General features: G+C 61.2%; 18 protein-coding genes. 7 read left to right on the top strand and 11 right to left on the bottom strand.

Going from position 1 to position 17,218, the window contains the following annotated elements; all coding sequences use genetic code 11:
* Position 1 precedes the first annotated feature (1 nt).
* Together WI754_RS00670 and gloB are read right to left on the bottom strand one after the other, a co-directional pair.
* The gene (locus WI754_RS00670) at positions 2-445 is read right to left on the bottom strand and encodes a cupin domain-containing protein (RefSeq protein WP_349435655.1); all 444 of its coding nucleotides are present in this window, start codon (positions 443-445) and stop codon (positions 2-4) included.
* The gene (gloB, locus tag WI754_RS00665) at positions 445-1,215 is read right to left on the bottom strand and encodes a hydroxyacylglutathione hydrolase (protein ID WP_349435654.1); all 771 of its coding nucleotides are present in this window, start codon (positions 1,213-1,215) and stop codon (positions 445-447) included. The genes WI754_RS00670 and gloB overlap by 1 nt, the downstream gene beginning before the upstream one ends.
* Positions 1,216-1,302: 87 nt before the next feature.
* Here gloB and WI754_RS00660 point away from each other — a divergent pair, with 87 nt between their 5' ends.
* The 3 genes from WI754_RS00660 (at position 1,303) to WI754_RS00650 (ending at position 4,337) form a co-directional block, all read left to right on the top strand.
* Positions 1,303-2,049 carry a class I SAM-dependent methyltransferase gene (locus WI754_RS00660; RefSeq protein ID WP_349435653.1) on the top strand — a complete coding sequence of 249 codons (747 nt, stop codon included), beginning with the start codon at positions 1,303-1,305 and terminating at the stop codon, positions 2,047-2,049.
* A 258-nt stretch (positions 2,050-2,307) separates the two neighbouring features.
* Positions 2,308-3,414, top strand: coding sequence for a histidinol-phosphate transaminase (hisC, locus tag WI754_RS00655; protein WP_349435652.1), 1,107 nt, complete (start codon positions 2,308-2,310; stop codon positions 3,412-3,414).
* Positions 3,411-4,337: a prephenate/arogenate dehydrogenase family protein gene (locus WI754_RS00650; protein ID WP_349435651.1), complete on the top strand. Its 927-nt coding sequence runs from the start codon at positions 3,411-3,413 to the stop codon at positions 4,335-4,337. The genes hisC and WI754_RS00650 overlap by 4 nt, the downstream gene beginning before the upstream one ends.
* Positions 4,338-4,352: 15 nt before the next feature.
* On the opposite strand, the gene WI754_RS00645 is transcribed toward WI754_RS00650, so the two are convergent.
* A complete protein-coding gene (locus WI754_RS00645; RefSeq protein WP_349435650.1) occupies positions 4,353-5,396 on the bottom strand; it encodes a DUF2125 domain-containing protein in 1,044 nt (347 codons plus the stop codon).
* Between the two features lie 189 nt (positions 5,397-5,585).
* On the opposite strand from WI754_RS00645, the gene WI754_RS00640 reads away from it, so the two are divergent.
* Positions 5,586-6,131, top strand: coding sequence for a gamma-glutamylcyclotransferase (locus tag WI754_RS00640; RefSeq protein ID WP_349435649.1), 546 nt, complete (start codon positions 5,586-5,588; stop codon positions 6,129-6,131).
* On the opposite strand, the gene WI754_RS00635 is transcribed toward WI754_RS00640, so the two are convergent.
* From WI754_RS00635 to ftsE, 4 genes are all read right to left on the bottom strand, one after another.
* On the bottom strand, positions 6,122-6,907 hold the full coding sequence (locus WI754_RS00635; protein ID WP_349435648.1) for a 1-acyl-sn-glycerol-3-phosphate acyltransferase: 786 nt from the start codon (positions 6,905-6,907) through the stop codon (positions 6,122-6,124). The genes WI754_RS00640 and WI754_RS00635 overlap by 10 nt on opposite strands.
* A gap of 93 nt (positions 6,908-7,000) precedes the next feature.
* Positions 7,001-7,699, bottom strand: a complete 699-nt coding sequence (locus tag WI754_RS00630; RefSeq protein ID WP_349437681.1) for a YdcF family protein — start codon at positions 7,697-7,699, stop codon at positions 7,001-7,003.
* Positions 7,700-7,790: 91 nt separating this feature from the next.
* Positions 7,791-8,801, bottom strand: coding sequence for an ABC transporter permease (locus tag WI754_RS00625; protein WP_349435647.1), 1,011 nt, complete (start codon positions 8,799-8,801; stop codon positions 7,791-7,793).
* A complete protein-coding gene (ftsE, locus tag WI754_RS00620) occupies positions 8,794-9,453 on the bottom strand; it encodes a cell division ATP-binding protein FtsE (protein WP_349435646.1) in 660 nt (219 codons plus the stop codon). The genes WI754_RS00625 and ftsE overlap by 8 nt, the downstream gene beginning before the upstream one ends.
* A 275-nt stretch (positions 9,454-9,728) precedes the next feature.
* On the opposite strand from ftsE, the gene WI754_RS00615 reads away from it, so the two are divergent.
* The 3 genes from WI754_RS00615 to WI754_RS00605 all read left to right on the top strand — a co-directional run bounded on the left by WI754_RS00615 (position 9,729) and on the right by WI754_RS00605 (position 11,545).
* Positions 9,729-10,412, top strand: a complete 684-nt coding sequence (locus WI754_RS00615; RefSeq protein WP_349435645.1) for a hypothetical protein — start codon at positions 9,729-9,731, stop codon at positions 10,410-10,412.
* Positions 10,413-10,480: 68 nt separating this feature from the next.
* The gene (gene hpt, locus WI754_RS00610) at positions 10,481-11,026 is read left to right on the top strand and encodes a hypoxanthine phosphoribosyltransferase (protein ID WP_037120496.1); all 546 of its coding nucleotides are present in this window, start codon (positions 10,481-10,483) and stop codon (positions 11,024-11,026) included.
* Between the two features lie 159 nt (positions 11,027-11,185).
* Positions 11,186-11,545 (top strand): response regulator, encoded by a 360-nt coding sequence (locus WI754_RS00605; protein ID WP_349435643.1) that lies wholly within the window; start codon positions 11,186-11,188, stop codon positions 11,543-11,545.
* Between the two features lie 251 nt (positions 11,546-11,796).
* Here the strand turns inward: WI754_RS00605 and WI754_RS00600 are convergent, their stop codons facing one another.
* The 4 genes from WI754_RS00600 to galE all read right to left on the bottom strand — a co-directional run bounded on the left by WI754_RS00600 (position 11,797) and on the right by galE (position 17,213).
* On the bottom strand, positions 11,797-12,756 hold the full coding sequence (locus tag WI754_RS00600) for a glycosyl hydrolase (RefSeq protein ID WP_349435642.1): 960 nt from the start codon (positions 12,754-12,756) through the stop codon (positions 11,797-11,799).
* A gap of 129 nt (positions 12,757-12,885) precedes the next feature.
* Positions 12,886-14,349: a UDP-glucose/GDP-mannose dehydrogenase family protein gene (locus WI754_RS00595; protein ID WP_349435640.1), complete on the bottom strand. Its 1,464-nt coding sequence runs from the start codon at positions 14,347-14,349 to the stop codon at positions 12,886-12,888.
* A 25-nt stretch (positions 14,350-14,374) separates the two neighbouring features.
* Positions 14,375-16,237 carry a glycosyltransferase family 2 protein gene (locus tag WI754_RS00590; RefSeq protein ID WP_349435639.1) on the bottom strand — a complete coding sequence of 621 codons (1,863 nt, stop codon included), beginning with the start codon at positions 16,235-16,237 and terminating at the stop codon, positions 14,375-14,377.
* A complete protein-coding gene (gene galE, locus WI754_RS00585) occupies positions 16,221-17,213 on the bottom strand; it encodes a UDP-glucose 4-epimerase GalE (protein ID WP_349435638.1) in 993 nt (330 codons plus the stop codon). Before galE ends, WI754_RS00590 begins: the two co-directional genes overlap by 17 nt.
* Positions 17,214-17,218 lie beyond the last annotated feature (5 nt).

Below are 17,218 nucleotides of genomic sequence, written 5' to 3'. Positions count from 1 at the left end.
ATCACGTCGCAGGCGGTTGCCAGTCCGGCGGCGCCATTTCGAAGGCGGAAAAATCGAAACCCGGCGATACGGTGCAGCCAACCAGCGTCCATGCGCCGAGCGAGGTCGCAGACTGCCACCAGTCGGCGGGCACGATCGCCTGTGGCCGTTCACCCAGCAGAATATTTGCACCGAGTGTGACGCTCGTCGCCGGCTTGCCATTCTCGGCAATTGTGAGCGCCAGCGGCGCACCGGCATAAAAATGCCAGACCTCGACCGCGTCCCGAACACGGTGCCAGTGCGAACGCTCACCGCGCTCCAGCAGATAGTAGATGGCGGTGGAATGGCCGCGCGCACCGCCCGCCTCATCCTTGAAGGTCTGGATGTACCAGCCACCCTCGGGATGGCGTTGCATCTTCAGCGTCTCGATGATCGCCTCGGCGGAGAGTGGCAACTGTACATCCATCAGAAATTATCCTTGCGCTTGCGGATTTCGGCGAAGACCTCGGCGTCGGACGCTTTTTCCATGCCCAGATGTGCCCGTATTCCGGCATCGTGCGGCCGCAGGAAGGGGTTCGTCTGCTTCTCCAGCCCGAGCGTCGTTGGCGCCGTGGGTTCGTCCTCTGCACGGACGGCGTCGATCTCGGCCGCGCGTTTTTTCAAGGCGTCGTTTTGCGGATCGACGGTGAGCGCGAAACGGGCGTTCGATTGCGTGTATTCGTGACCGAAATAGACCGTCGTGTCGTCCGGCAGCGTCATCAGCTTCTGCAGCGACGTCCACATCTGTGCCGGCGTGCCCTCGAACAGCCGACCGCAGCCGAGCGCAAACAGCGTGTCGGCGGAAAACAAGAGCTTGTCCTCGGGGAAGTGAAAGCAGATGTGCCCGGCGGTATGCCCCGGCGTCTCGAAGACATCGACCCTGTGGCCGGCAAAATCGAAATGGCCGCCGTCGCCGATCGTGCGGTCGATGCCGGGGATTTTGCTCGCCTCGTTCTCCGGCCCGATGATCGTTACGCCAAACGCCTCCTTCAGTGCCAGGTTCGCCGATACATGGTCCGGGTGATGGTGGGTCGTCAGAATATGCGTCAATGTCCAGCCGCGCCGTTTCAGCGCGCCGAGGATCGGTTGTTCTTCCGGCGCATCGATGGAGGCGGTTGCGCCGCTTACAGGGTCATGGACCAGCACACCGAAATTGTCGGTGCGGCACAGAAAGAGGTCGAGTTCGAGATTGGCCATGACATGGCTCCTGCAGAGACGGGTCGTTACCGCAAATGTAGTGAGGGACGCCTTGAAGTCCACCCGTTCCAGACTAACATGGTGGTCATGCACGCAGATATTGTCGACCTCCGCGAGTTCTATCATTCCGGCCTCGGGCATTTTGCCGAACAGTCGATCAGCATGGCGCTGTCGTCCGTCTGGGCGCGGCTGCCGGAGGAGCGGCTGGTCGGGCTCGGCTATGCCGTACCCTATCTCGACCGTTTTCGCGCCGATACGGAGCGGACCTTCGCCTTCATGCCCGCGGGGCAGGGAGCGGTGAACTGGCCGGTCGCGGAACTGTCCTCGACGGCACTGATCTTCGACGAGGAACTGCCCTTGCCCGATTCGTCTGTCGACCGGGTGCTGATGGTGCATTCGCTGGAATTCGCCGAAAATCCGCGCGAGACGATGAAGGAGCTCTGGCGCGTCCTTGCACCCGGGGGCCGCCTCGTCATCGTCGTGCCGAACCGCCGCGGCGTCTGGGCCCGCATGGAGCATACGCCCTTCGGCTCCGGCCGGCCCTATTCGCGCGGGCAATTGACGGCGCTTCTGCGCGAGACCAACTTCACGCCCGGCGCATCCGCCGATGCGCTGTTCTTCCCGCCCTCCAAGCTGAAAATGGTCTTGAAACTGCGCAGCGCCTTCGAGCGGCTCGGCCGGTCGCTTTGGCCGGTGTTTTCCGGCGTCATCATCGTCGAGGCCCAGAAACGGCTCTACCAGGGCCTGCCGGTGGCAGCCCGCGCCTCCCGGCGTGTCTTCGTACCGGTGCTGGCGCCGCATGGCGTCCCGACGACGCGGGTGAAGTTGCGTTGAGGTCATGAGGGACTGAGCAAGGACGCCCCCTCTGTCAGCTTCGCTGTCATCTCCCCCACGAGTGGGGAGATCATTCTATTCCCTTATGAGCTCAGAGGCTGGCGGCTGATCTCCCCCTTTGAGGGGGAGATGTCACGGAGTGACAGAGGGGGGGCGAAGCCGCAAGCAGAATGAAAGAGCCACAGGCCAACACTCGACAAAATCAGCATTCGCCGGTATTGGCTGGACCTCGTCTTTAGTCTCCGGAAAGCTGATCCCATGAGCGCTGAACTGCAAAGCCCCGCACCCCGCCCCGGTATTCTCGACATTGCCGCCTACGTGCCGGGCAAGGAGCATGTGCCGGGCGTCGCCAAGGTCCACAAGCTTTCCTCGAACGAAACGCCGATGGGCGCGAGCCCGAAGGCGATCGAAGCCTTCCAGAAGGCAGCCGTGAGCCTTGAGCGCTATCCGGATGGCCAGGCGGTGGAACTGCGCGAGGCGATCGCCTCCGTGCATGGCCTGAACGCCGCAAACCTGATCTGCGGCAACGGTTCCGACGAACTGCTCGGCCTGCTCTGCCACGTCTACCTGGCGCCCGGCGACGAAGGCATCATCACCGAGCACGGCTTCCTCGTCTACAAGATCCAGATCATGGGCGCCGGCGCGACACCGGTCGTCGTCAAGGAAAGGGATTGCCGCGTCGATATCGACGCCATCCTCGCGGCCGTGACCGAGAAGACGAAGATCGTCTTCATCGCCAATCCCGGCAATCCGACGGGCACCTATGTTCCGGTCGAAGAGATCCGCCGTCTCCAGGCCGGGCTGCCGAAACACGTCATCCTCGTTCTCGACGCCGCCTATGCCGAATATGTCCGCCGCAACGACTATGAGGCCGGTCTCGAACTCGTCTCGTCGAACCGCAACGTGGTGATGACCCGCACCTTCTCGAAGGTCTATGGTCTTGCAGCGCTGCGCGTCGGCTGGATGTACGCTCCGCTTGCGATCGTCGATGCGTTGAACCGTGTCCGCGGCCCGTTCAACATGAACGCGCCCGCCATCGCCGCCGGCGCTGCTGCCATCCGCGATCAGGCCTTCATAGCCACCGCCGTCGATCACAACCTCGATTGGCTCGGCAAGGTTACCGGCGCTTTTAGCGCGATCGGCCTCAAGGTGACGCCATCGGTCGCCAATTTCGTGTTGATCCATTTCCCGGATGTGGACGGCAAGCGGGCGCCGGAGGCCGACGAGTTCCTGACGAGTCGCGGCTTCATCCTGCGGTCCGTGCGCGCCTACGGCCTCCCCAATGCGCTGCGTATGACGATCGGCTCGGCAGAGGCCAATGAAGGCGTGATTGCCGCGTTGACCGAGTTCATGGGCAGGGTGTGATGGCAAAGCAGTTTGACACCATCGCCCTGGTCGGTATCGGCCTGATTGGCTCGTCGATCGCGCGCGAGATCAAGGACAAGGGGCTCGCCGGTTCCGTCACGGTTTCCTCGCGCAGCGACGCGACGTTGAAGCGTGCTCAGGAACTTGGGCTCGGCGACCGCTACACGACGTCGGCCGCCGAGGCTGTGAAGGATGCCGATCTAGTCATCGTTTCCGTTCCGGTCGGTGCGTCCGGTGCTGTCGCCGCTGAGATCGCGGCCAATTTGAAGCCCGGTGCGATCGTCACGGATGTGGGTTCGACCAAAGGCTCTGTCATCGCCCAGATGGCGCCGCATATGCCGCAAGGCGTCCACTTCATTCCGGGTCACCCGATCGCCGGCACGGAATATTCCGGTCCGGATGCCGGCTTCATCGGCCTGTTCAAGGGGCGCTGGTGCATCCTGACGCCGCTGCCGGAGACCGACGAGGCAGCGAAGGCAAAGCTCAGGACCTTCTGGGAAACGCTGGGCTCGATGGTCGACGATATGGACCCGGAGCACCACGACAAGGTTCTGGCGATCGTTTCGCACCTGCCGCACATCATCGCCTACAATATCGTCGGCACGGCCGACGATCTGGAAGCGGTGACCGAATCGGAAGTGATAAAATATTCTGCGTCCGGTTTTCGCGATTTCACCCGTCTTGCCGCCTCCGACCCGACCATGTGGCGGGACGTGTGCCTGCACAACAAGGACGCGATCCTCGAAATGCTGGCACGGTTCTCGGAGGACCTCGCTTACCTGCAGCGGGCGATCCGCTGGGGTGATGGCGAAAAGCTGTTTGACCTCTTCACCCGCACCCGCGCCATCCGCCGCTCGATCATCCAGGCAGGCCAGGACACCGAGATGGCCGACTTCGGCCGCCACGCGATGGATCAGAAGTAGCGGCTAAGCCGTGGCTTATAGCTGCGGTAGCTCACCGATCGGGAAGAAGGCGAGGAACGCGATGCCGTCGCGGACATTCAGCTTCACGGTCGCCTCGTTCTTGCCGTCGGCCAGCGCCGTCAGCATGTTGGCGATGTTGTTGACCATGGCCGTTCCGTCCTCATTCGAAAACACCTTGACGAGGTTCTGACGCCAGCCTTCGATGTTCTTCATCGTGACGCTGAACTCGCCGGAGATCAGCCCCCGATCGTTGACGGCGAAGGGGCCGGTTGCGGTGGTGACCATGCCGTTGCCGAGATCGAGAGTGAGGTTGCGCATTTCCCCCTTGCTGTTGCGAAGCGCGCCCGGCTGCAGCCCTCCGGCATTCATCAGAGACGCGCGATCGACAAATGTCATATCCGCGCTCGCATTGAGCAGCGGCAGCAGGCTTGGCCCGCCATCCACCTTGGCATCGAAACCATCGACGCTGAGAGCGGCGTCGAGATCCGGACCGTTCTGCCGGAAATGCGCCTCGCCATGTCCGGCGCCGAAGGCGAGTTTGTGCGTAGCACCGACTATTGCTTCCTCTTCCATCGCCGGCAAAACGGCGGTTCCCGAAAGCTGGTCATAGGTCATCGAGGTCCGGTCGAGGCCGGAAAGGGTGGCTTGCATGCTGGCATGCAGCAGCGACCAGGCGGCCGAGACGGACAGGCCAGGCGACACGCGGATTTCCGCCGGGCCGTCGAGTTCGATCACCGCATGTCCCGGCTGGTAGACCTGGGCTGCCGAGCGCAGCGCGCCGAACGACGCGGAGGCTCCACGTGCCGCATCGTCAAGGCGGACCGTGTCGCAGAACAGGCCGATGCGGAAAGGGAAGCCGCGCACGGTCATGCCGCCGCATTCGGCCGATGATCCGGTGCCTTTATTCTCGCTCAGAAAGGCCGGCAGCCGCGTCTCGATCTGGTTTGCCGCAAAAAACCATGCGCCGGAATAGACGCCCAGAAACAGGAGGATACCGATCGCCAGCCATCGGATCTTTCGGCTCCCGGCGCTGGGTTCGGCAATGTCTGCTGCTGTCATGGTCTGCTCCAAGGATATCGCCCATCTCTGATGCTGCTGCACCGGGACCGGCTGCTGGCGTCTTCCCGTTTGCGAGCAATCGTTCAGGAAACCGATTCCGATTGGCGATCTTATACGCTAGGAAAGCACCAGAGTTGTCTGTCGGCCATCCCGGCGCCGTTCGGCGGCATCGGGATGGCGTCAAAGTGAATGGCAGTGGATATGGACGATTTTTGGGTCTTTGGCTACGGTTCCCTGATGTGGAACCCCGGCTTTGCCTTCGAAAACAAGATGACGGCCCGGGCTTTCGGCTACCGGCGCGCGCTCTGCGTCCGCTCCTGGGTGCACCGCGGCACGCAGGAACGCCCCGGCCTGGTGCTCGGCCTCGACTATGGCGGCTCCTGCCGTGGCATGGCCTTCAAGGTGACTCAGAAGGACAAGACTGACGTCATCGACTACCTGCGCGAGCGCGAGCTGGTCACCCATGTCTACAAGGAACGCACCATGCCGGTTAAGCTTGCCGACGGGCGGCGCGTACCGGCGCTCACCTACATCATCGACCGCAACCATGTGCAATATGCCGGCGCGCTGAGCGCCGAGGAAGCGGCCGCGACGGTTGCCGTGTCGCATGGCAAATCGGGCGCCAACACGGAGTATGTGATGAACACGCTTGCCCATCTGCAGGAGATGGGCATTCGCGATCACTGGCTCGAAGAAGTGGCAGCCACCGTCAAACGGATGCAGGCTCAGGCCTGAGCCTGCAATTCCTTCAGCCGCTGGGCTGCCGTCGGCGGCAGCGGCAAGTGCGGATTGTCCTTCACCGTTTCCACCAGCAGCTGATCGCTGGCCTTTTCCATCACATCGACCAGTGTCTGCAGAAAGACATCGGGATCGAGACCGGCTTCGATCGGCGGCAGGATGCGCACCTTGAAATGGCCGGGGAACCGCAGGAATTTGCGGCGCGGCCAGAACAGGCCGGGATGCATGACGACCGGGACCACCGGCACGGCGAGATCGCGGTAGAGGCGGGCGATGCCGTATTTGTAGTGCGGCGGCGCGCCTGGCGGGCGGCGCGTGCCTTCGGGGTAGATGATCAACTGGCGGCCGGTCGCCATTTCGTCCTTGGTGCGCTGCATCACCGCCGCCATCACCCTGCCGCGGGCGCCGCGATCGACCGGCACCATCCGCTGTTTCTGGACGTACCAGCCGAACAGCGGGATCCAGACGAGTTCGCGCTTCAGGATGAAGAAGGGATCGGACAGCCAGGGCAGCAGCGCATAGACGTCCCAGAAGGACTGATGCTTGGGGGCGAAGATATATCCCTCCTTCGGGATATTCTCGAGACCCTCGATCTCGAATGTCGTACCGACGATCGTCTTGAACAACCAGTGATTGCTGCGGGCCCAGTTCTTCGGAACGAACCATGCTGTCTTGCGGGGCACCAGGAAATAGATCGGCGTCATCACGATCATCTGGGCAATCAGGTTGATATAGAACGCGATGTTGAACAGGACCGAACGCAGGATGATCATCAGGCAGGCTTTCGCAGCAAAGAACTGACCGCTGCCTACACGAATATTCCGGGAAGGAAAACCGCTTCCCTTGCGGGTTTCTAGCCTTGCCGCTCAGTTTCCGGATGCGGTGGCGTCCTTGCCTTCGGTGCGAAGGCCGCTTGCCGGATGGGCGCCGAGCGTGTCGCGCGCGGATGCGATGGTCAGTTTGACGTATTCGGAAAGGATCGTCTTCAGCACCATCGGATTGTGCAGCCAGTTGGTGCTCTTCAGGTCGGAATTGACGACCGGATAGGCAATGAACTCGATGCCCGGGTTGGCGCGGCGCAATTCGAGCAGGCTGCGTGGCATGTGGTAGTTGTTGGTGACGACGAGAATGCTGCGGTAGCCGTTGCTGCGAATCCAGTTGGCGGTTTCGTTGGCATTGCCGATCGTGTCGATCGCGTCATGGCCGATATCGACGCAGCATTTGAAGAGGTCGGCGGAGCTCTGTGTGTTGCGGCGGATCTGGCCGCCCGTCGTCGAGGGGTGGACGCCGGAGATGAGCAGCCGCTTGCCCGCTCCACCTTTCAAGAGTTCAACGGCCTGATCGATCCGCTGGAAACCGCCCGTCAGGACAACGATGGCGTCGGCTCTGGGGTTGGCTGGCGGCTGCAGCGAGGCGACGGAATCGGCGAAATAGAGGAAGCCTGCCGTTGCGCTGCCGGCGATGAGCAGCAGCACGTAGAACGTCAGCCGCACCAACCGCCGGCGAAGGCTGACATGCCTGCGCACCCGCGCGCCTTTCCGCCGCATGCCGCCGCTTTCGCTCATTCCTGTCCTGGGCGCTTCGCCAGCCATTGTGATTCTTCCATACGGACAGATTGCGGCAAGGAAGGGATGCGAGGCAATGCAATCATGTGCGTCAGTTCTGATACGTATCGATACGGGCCGGATCGGAGCGGATCAGGTCGATCTCGTAGATCGTCCGCATCACCGTGAACCGCGCGGTCAATGTGGTCAGAAGTGCGATGACGATCATGATCGCAGCGATGCCGAGGTAACCCGTATAGCCGATGGTAAAGCTGCCAAACAGGGCGGTCGCCTGGTCGCTTTGCGGCGTGGCGATCGAGCGCGACTGCCAGAAGCTCGCGATCGCAAAGCAGGTCGCGGCCAAGAGGCCGCCGGCGCCGGCGCCCTTGAGGCTGATCTTGAGGAAATGTTTCTGGAACTCGGAGGCGACGAACCCGGCCTCGGCTCCGACGAAATGCAGGACCTCGACGATATGCCGGTTGCCCGACAGCGTTCCGCGCGTCGCGAAGATGACGGTCAGCACCATGGCCGAAAAAACCAGCACCAGCACGCCGGTGCCGATCAGCGCCGTCGTATGCGCCATGGCGACCAGCCGATCGACCCAGGTGCGGTGATCGTCGAGATAGGCCTGCGGGATGGTCTCCGTCAGCATCTTACGCATCGCGGCGAAATCGGGCGGGTTTTTCTCGTCGATGGTGATGATGACGAGGCGCGGCACCGGCAGGTCGTCGAGGTCGAGGCCTTCGCCAAGCCACGGCTCAAGCAGCCGTGCGGTTGCCTCCTTGTCGACGATGTTGCCGTCGGTGGTGCCGTCGAAGGTCAGGGCCAGGTCGCGTGCGTCGGCAAGCGCCTTTTCCATGTCCAGCTTTTCGTCCGGCTTGATCTGGATGGTGATCTCGCGGGAAATCTGGCTCTGCCAGCTCTGCGCCGTCGAGCGCACCATGCTGACCGCGCCGAGCGTCAGGCAGGCGAGGAAGGCCATGATGGCGATCACCAGCATCAGCGCATTGCCGGAGACATTGCCCGGCGGCACGATCGGCGCCGTCGGCCGCACGCGTAGCGCCGCCTTGCGCTCCGGGGGCGCTGCCGGCTGCGGATGGTTGGCGAGCGGGGCTTCACTCATAGATGTCGAGCCGCCCCTGCGAGAGGATCATGCGCCGCGCCTCGACCTGGTCCATCAGCGAAAGATCATGGGTGGCAATGACGACGGCGGTGCCGAGCCGGTTGAGTTCGAGAAAGAGGTTCAGGAGACGCCGCGCCATCGGCGGATCGACGTTGCCGGTCGGTTCGTCGGCGAGCAGAATTTCCGGTCGGTCGATCAGGGCGCGAGCGATCGCCGCGCGTTGCTTCTCGCCGCCCGAGAGGACCGGCGGCAGGACGTTGATGCGCTCGCCGAGCCCGACCCAGCCAAGAAGTTCGAGAACGTCGGCGCGGTAGGACGATTCGTCCTTGCCCCGCACGCGCAGGGGCAGCGCGACATTCTCGTAGGTGGTCAGGTGATCGAGCAGGCGGAAGTCCTGGAAGACGATGCCGACGCGGCGGCGCAGCATCGGGAATTCCTCGCGCGGAATGGTCGAGATGTTGCGGTCGAACATGCGGATCAGGCCGCGTGTCGGCCTCAATGAAAGGAACAGCAGCCTGAGCAGCGTCGTCTTGCCGGCGCCTGACGGGCCGGTCAGGAACTGGAAGGACTTTTTGGGAATGTCGAAGGTCAGATCGCGGAGGATTTCCGGACCCATTCCATAGCGCAATCCGACATTTTCAAAGTGAATCAACGGGTCCGTCCAGCTTCTCGTCAGGCTTCTTGCCACGCATTTCCGGCGGGTTGATGGCCTCTGCCACAGGAAACGGCGTCGCGCTCACTGCTAAGCTCCCAACATGGTTAAACAATGGTTAATTTTCGATGAAAGCAGCTGGTTTGCGGGCATCATTTTCGAAGCATTAACCATTTAGGTTTACGTCTCGGAAAGGTTTGTTTCAATGCCCGATTCTGGCCGTTGGCCAATCCCGGCATTCTGGCGTGGCCGGTGTGGCTGCGAGAGGAGAGACCATGAACGCTTTCCGTTCCAACAGGGGCAATTCCGCCTGCCGGATGGACCTTCTGCCGCCCGATCGTCCTCAGTGCTCCGTCCAAAGGTCAAGTGCTTCGCGCGCGACGGATATCATCGACGCGGAATTCGAGATCGTCCCGGCAACCAGCCGCCGCAATGTCTATCCGGTCTTCAATGACAATCGCCGACCCGCCGCACGTCTGCAACAAACGCGCGGCGTTGCCGGCGGGACACGCGTTGCGTCGGTTCTTCCATGGGCGGTGAACCATCTTGAACGCCTGCTCCAGACGGCGTCGCCCAAGGCGTTTGCGGTGCTCGTGACGTGCCTGTGTGCGCCCGTCTTCCTGCTTTTCGCCGGTCTTTCCCATCATCAGCCGGCCGTTGCATCTCCGGCCTTGTCCATCAAGGGCGTCACCACGGCGCTCAGCGACGCCAACGGCATGAAGATTGTTTCGGTCTACGGCGCCGTCGAAAATCTTTCCGATGCGCCGAAGGCCGTGCCGACGATCCAGGTCGATGTCATCGCCGGTGGACGGAAACGCACGGCCAGCCGGATATTCTCGGGCGAGGCGGCGCTTGCACCCGGCGAAAGCCGCCCGTTCTCGACGCGCCTCCCACACGCAGGTGGAAAACTGCCGGACGTGACGGTTTCCTTTGGCGAAAAGGGTGATTCGTCCCCGTGACTGTGCTAAGCGGCTAGCTTCCGGAGGCCTAGCACGCAGTCTCCATGACCATTTCTGGAGACTTCCACATGCCCGTCGTCCGTGGGAAAAACATCGAACCGCTCTACTCCGCCGAAACCATTGCGGCGCGCAATATCGAATTGGCCGAAAAGATCGGACAGGGACCGATGAACGATCTGCTCGTCATAGCGGTTCTGAAGGGGTCCTTCATTTTCGCCGCCGACCTGATCCGCGCCATGCATGCGACCGGCCTTGCGCCGGAAGTCGAGTTCATCACGCTGTCGAGCTACGGCACCGGCACGGTGTCGCAGGGCGTCCGGATCATCAAGGACATCGACAGCGACGTGCATGGCCGTGACATTCTGTTGATCGACGACATCCTCGAGTCGGGTCGCACCCTGCGTTTCGCCAAGGAACTGATGTATGAGCGCGGCGCCAAGTCGGTCTCGATCGCGGTTCTTCTCGACAAGAAGGTGAAGCGTCAGACCGACCTCGAAGCGGATTATGTCGGCTTCGAATGCCCGGACTATTTCGTCGTCGGCTACGGCATGGATGTCGCCTATGCGTTCCGCGAATTGCCCTTCGTCGGCATCGTCACCGGCGACGCGGAATAACCATCCGGCCGGGGACAGCGCTGATCTGGCCATCCGCGTTTACGGAAAACAAAGAAAACTCTGGTGGTGTGACCCCGCAGCGATGTGCTGCGGGTGAGGGGCATGGCGCTTTGCATAGCGCAGACCCCGCGGAGTTTTGTTGCCGAAACGGAGGCCATGATGGCGAAAATCCTGATTACTGAAGATGAGGACGGCCTGCGCCGTTTCGTTGCCCGGGCGCTACAATTGGACGGTCATGAAACCGTCGAGGCTGCCGATGGCGCCGAGGGGCTGGCCTTCCTGCGCGGCGGGCGCTTCGACTTGCTTTTGTCCGATATCCGCATGCCCGTCATGGACGGCATCGAACTCGCCCATGAAGCGTCGGCCGCCTTTCCGGCCCTGAAGATCCTTTTGATGACGGGTTACGCCGAACAGCGCGAAAGGGCGGACAATCTGTCCGGCAAGGTCATCGACGTCGTCTCCAAACCCTTCACTTTGCCGGATATTCGCAAGGCCGTTGCCGTCGCTCTTGCGGCGTAGAACGTCCCGACCAATTCGAAAACACCGCCAGATCGTCCGCGATTGGTGACGCCTGCTGCATCAGGGCACGTTTGGAAACACAACTAGACGCCACGGACCGATCCGGCGGTTCCATGGCATCACAATCAGCTTAACGCACGTCAGCCGCCGTGCGGCGCGTCGCGTCCGGCCGTCACTATCGTCATGCTCACCGGGCTTGAGCCTCGCATACGCTCGACACCAGATGCGCCGCGGCCATTCGAGAGCCGGGGTTAGTTCACGCTCGAATCGGGCTTCACACGCCAGTTCGGCCGGCCGAGCTCGAAAGGCCACGCATGGACGTCGCGGTCGTTGAAATAGACCACTTCCTTGAGATCCGGAAACTGGGCGTCCTTGGCGGTCACGGTCTGGATCCACGGCTGCATGTAGTTGGCGTCGCCTGCATAACCCAATTCTGCAACCCAGATGGGCTTTTTGAACGGTGCCACCCGCTCGTAGCCCGGCTTCAATGCTTCCTTGAAGGTCCTGGGCGCGCCATAGGTCCTGATGTCATACTCCTGCAGGCCAAAGACCGAGAGACCGACGAGATCAACATAGTTATCGCCGGGATAGTATTTCTCCAACCCCTCCGACCCTTTTGGAGACCACATGATCTGAACGGCGGGGGTATCTTTGCGAAACTGCTCGGCAACTTTCCTGTAGGCCTTGATATAGTCCTGCGGGGGCCAATCGGACCACGAGAAGCGGCCGGATTTGTCTTCCATTTCCTGGCCCCAGCGAATGATCACAGGGCTCTTCAAGGTCTTCACCACAGCGGAGATCGCCTTGATGTTCGCATCATAGTCCCCGGCCAGCACCTTCCTGCGCAAGTCGTCGGAACTGAGCCGCCAATCTTCGTTCCAGGACCACGGTTCGATGGTGATCAGGAGCTTACGTTTCCGCTGCAAGGCGTATTCGTCGGCCACGCTCAAGGTTGTGAGATCGACGTCTTCCCAAGGCAGGAAAAGAGCTTCGGTCTCGACACCGGTTTGCGTGCCAAAATCACCATAGGGGTCATAAGCGCCGAATTTTGTCGCGTTTGGGTGCAAGACCGGCCGCTTGTCGGCCACGGTTGCTTTCATAACCGTATCTTCCGCGTAGGCGGGCCAAAGGGTCGCGCCGGCGATGATGGGCGTCACGGGCATCAGCAAAAGGGCGCCTCCCGCGACGGTTCTTACAAGTCTGTGTGTCATGTCAGCCTCCTTGGCTGGCCGAAAGGTTGAGCTCTTCTTGAGCTATCCATGTTCGGTTAGACGGTGTCTTCCTCTAAAAGTTTGGCAGTGGGCAGCACGGGCACTCCGTTGCCAGGTTTTCGTGCGACTTTAATCATGGTCAAGCTCCTTCCTATCGTTTGCGTTGCGCTCCCTGACGAAACGCGAGTCAAAGAGGTTGCGGGTACCATTGCGAACCTCGGTGCCGGGCGGGATGTAGATGACGCGACGATTGATCCTGATGGCGCGTTCATCCGGTGGGCGTTTGACGGGATAGCCAACGCGCTCGACCGTGAAGCCGTACCTGTTGACCAGTGTATCGACGTCGTAGACTCCGCGGAGATCGAGAAGTACGCGCCGGTTCATTGTCGCACCGAGCCGTTTGAAATCGAGGTTTCGAAGACATTGCCAATCCGTCATCAAGACGATCGCATCGGCGTCCTCGGCGCATTCATACGGACTGCTGGAAAACGTCACATCGCGCAACAGCGCGTGTGCGTTCTTCATGCCTCTTGGATCGAAGGCATGCACGTGTGCCCCTGCGCTCTGCAGCGCGTTGATGAGCGTTAGCGACGGGGCATTGCGCATATCGTCCGTCCCTGCCTTGAATGTCAGGCCAAGCACCGCGATTTTCTTGGACTGCAGGGGTTCGCCCAACAGCGTACTCAGCCGGCGCGCCAGTGTGCGCTTGCGTGAGGTATTGGAGGCGATGGTTTCCTCGATCAAGCGCAACGAAACGCCGCATTCCTGCGCTGTGCGCAGGAGTGCCACGGTGTCCTTTGGAAAACAGGAACCGCCATAGCCCGGGCCGGCCTTCAGGAAGGCGTCGCCGATGCGCTTGTCCAGACCCATTCCGAGCGCGATTTCATCGACTTTGGCGCCGACCTTCTCGCAGAGGTCGGCCATTTCGTTGATGAAGGTGATCTTCGTCGCGAGGAACGCATTGGCGGCGTATTTGGTGAGTTCGGCGCTGCGGCGCGTGGTGGCGATGATCGGTACACCCGCGTCCGAGAGGGGTTGGTACAGCGCACAAAGCAGCGCCCTTCCTCTGTCGCTGTCGCAGCCGATGAGCACCCGGTCCGGTTTGTCAAAATCGGCGACTGCCGAACCTTCCCGCAGGAATTCGGGATTTGACGCAACTTCGAATTCGATGTCGGTCCGAACGGACCGCATCAATGCTTCAAGTCTCTCGCTGGTGCCGACCGGCACGGTTGATTTGGTGACGATCAATGCGGGTCCGGACAACGCCAAGGCTGTCTGCCGGGCTGCCTTGAAAACATAGGACAGGTCCGCGTCGCCATCATGATTGCTTGCCGGGGTACCGACGGCGATGAAGACGATGTCGGTGCCCCGAACCGCGCTTTCGAGATCGATCGTGAACCGAAGATGTCCGGACTCGAGATTTGATACCACGAGATTGGTGAGGCCAGGCTCGAATATCGCGACTTCGCCGCGGCTGAGCGCCTCGATCCGAGCGTTGTCTATATCGACGCAGACAACATGATGCCCCCAGGCGGCAAAGCACGTTCCGCTGACCAGGCCGACATACCCTGTTCCGATGATAGCAATTTTCATCTGGTTGTTTCCTTTAATTTTTTCATTATGAAATTCCATGCCATTTGATCTTGAAACGCGTAATCTTGACCTGGGAGCCTCCCTGGCCCGCCCCCGCGACGGAGAAGTGTGTTTCGGTGAACGTGATGATGTCCTGCCCGTATGCGACGGCTTCGAGGCCGGGGATGCCGCGCGAATAGATGGCATTGCCGGTCACGACGAGGCACATCGCCAAAGTTGCTGCCGTCGCCAGACCTCTCCTGGATGTCGGGATCAGCGGCAGGCTGTTTTCCCGGGCGTGGCCGATGATGATGACGACCAGGACCGCGGAGTAGACGATCGAATTCACGATTGCGAAGAGGTAGTAGCCTTTGGCCGAGCCTGGATCGGAAACAAGCAATGCGGTTGTCGCGGAAGAAACCGACATCGCGATGTAAGGAACAAGCACCCGCAGCGGCGGGTAGGCGGCGATCTTGCCGTCCTTCGGCGTGATCCGGAAATCGACGAAGGAACCGGTGATCCGGTCCCGCGCCGCAAACAGAGAACCGGCAAGCGACCATGGCCAACGTGCAAGCAGGAACACGGCCGATTCCCAGCCGAGAACCTTGGCGTTGTGGGGCCGGAACGTTCCGGTGGAGCGCCAGTAGAAGGCCAACCCGATCAGCAAGATCGACAGAGGCAGGATATGCGCCAGGAAATCCGGATAGGCCACATTCAGGAAGTTGCGGCCCGTTGCCAGTGCTACGATCGGCAAGAGGAACATGGCCGCCATGAAGACCGAAAACAGCGGATACCACAGCTGCGAGAACAGGAACTGAAATTGCAGTTTGCCTGAGAGGCTCGGCACGTAGTCCTTGGAATAGCGAATCAGGATCGTGACGAGGCTTCGCGACCACTGGAACTCCTGAATGGCAAGATCGGCGAAGGTGCGGGGACCTTCGCCGTGGGCAATCGCGTCGATGGCGTGAACGCCCTTCCATCCGCCTGCATTCATCAGCAGCGTGGTCGAATGATCTTCCGCCAGTTCGGGGCCGAGGCCACCAATTTGTTTGAGTGCCGCCGTTCGCACGGCATAATGCGAACCAATGCAAAGCGGCGCCCAGCCGTTGTTGTAGCCGATCTGCAGGCAGCCGTGCATGCTGGCTTCCGCCTGAAGCCGCCCGCGTGCAGCCCAGCTTTCCGAGGCATTGGAATCGCAAATGCTCGGAGCCGACACGTAGCCCACGGCTGGATCCGAGAAGGGCCGCATGATCTCGCGGAGATATGTCACGTCCGGTACATGGTCTGCGTCGAATTGGCAGACAAAATCATAACGGGCATAACCGTAATGATCGTAGAAATAGGCAAGGTTGCCTTCCTTGCACCGCGTGCGCCGCGGCCAGATCTTGCGATGATACGCTTCCACGCCCCGACGGGTCGAGATGAAGATACCGTGGCGCTCGCACCATGTGATCGTCTCGGCATCTGGCGCCTCATCCGCCAGCCAGACGTCGTAATCGTAGTCAACCTGGTCAAGCATTGCGTTGAGCGTCTTTCGAACGACTCCGAACGGTTCCGACGGCGCCTTGGTGACAACCATTGCGATACGTCCCGGAACGCATTGCTGTGCAATGTGCCGTGCCTGCCTGCTGCCGCCAAACAGATAGATGAAGTAAGCCGGGAGCAGCGTTATCCACGCCATGATCAGTGTTAACGTCACAAAAGGCATCAGCGAGATGAAATGTTCGGGCCGGAACCACCATTGCCAGAACCAGATCAGGCCTGCGAGCCAGCTGAAAACACCCGCCAAATAGACGACGCGCCGCCCTCCCGCAAAGACGGGTGCCAGCGCTTCGGGTGGTCTGCGCGCTGCAGCGCGCTGTTGTGCACGTGCCGACCTCGCCTGAGACTGGTCACGCGACAACGTCATGCTTGACCTCCAGTCCAAAGGTCGGGGCAGCGGTTCGAATGATCGTTTCGATGTCCGAGAAACGCGGGGCGAAGTTCAATTCGGACGTGGCCATGTTGAGATCGGAGTAAAGCGCGGGTGGATCGCCCTCTCGCCTTGCTTCGCGACGAACGGGGACGCGGCGATGCGTCAGCCGTTCGATCGTATCGATGATCTGTTGCACGGAGGTGCCCTGACCGGAACCCAGGTTGACCATCAGGTTTTTGCCGCCGGCGATCAGATGGTGGACCGCCGACACATGCGCCTGGGCGAGATCCGACACGTGGACATAATCGCGAATGCAAGTGCCGTCAGGTGTATCGTAGTCGTCGCCGAAGACGGTCAGCTCGGGGATTCTGCCTGCCGCGGCCATGAGCGCGCGGGGAATGAGATGGGTTTCCGGATCGTGTCGCTCGCGGAGCTCGCCGTCGATGTCGGCGCCGGCCGCATTGAAATAGCGAAGCGCGACATAACGGATTTTATAGGCCGCAGCGTAGTCCCGCAGCATCATTTCGCCGATCAGCTTGGTGCGCCCGTAAGGGTTTATCGGGGCTTGCGGACTGGCCTCGGCAATCGGCAATTCTGTCGGGACGCCATAGGTGGCGCAGCTGCTCGAGAAGACGATATTCCGGAGCTTTATGTCCACACATGTGTCGAGCAACGAGAGGATGCCGGCGACATTGTTGTTATAATACTTGCGCGGATCGACCATGGACTCACCCACATAGGCCGATGCGGCGAAATGAATGACGCAGACTGGCTGCCAGAGTTTGATGGCATGTTTCAACTGGTCCCGGTCGCGCACGTCACCGCGAACGAGTGGTCCCCATTTTACATTCTCCTTGGTGCCCGTTGCGAGATTGTCATAAGCGACAGGCGTGAAACCTGATTGATGCAAAAGCTTACAAGTATGGCTTCCAATATAACCAGCGCCGCCGGTGACGAGAACAGTATCCACCCCGT

It is taken from the genome of Pararhizobium sp. A13 (assembly GCF_040126305.1).
Classification (GTDB): Bacteria; Pseudomonadota; Alphaproteobacteria; order Rhizobiales; family Rhizobiaceae; genus Pararhizobium.
This window is presented reverse-complemented; position numbering and strand designations above follow the sequence as displayed.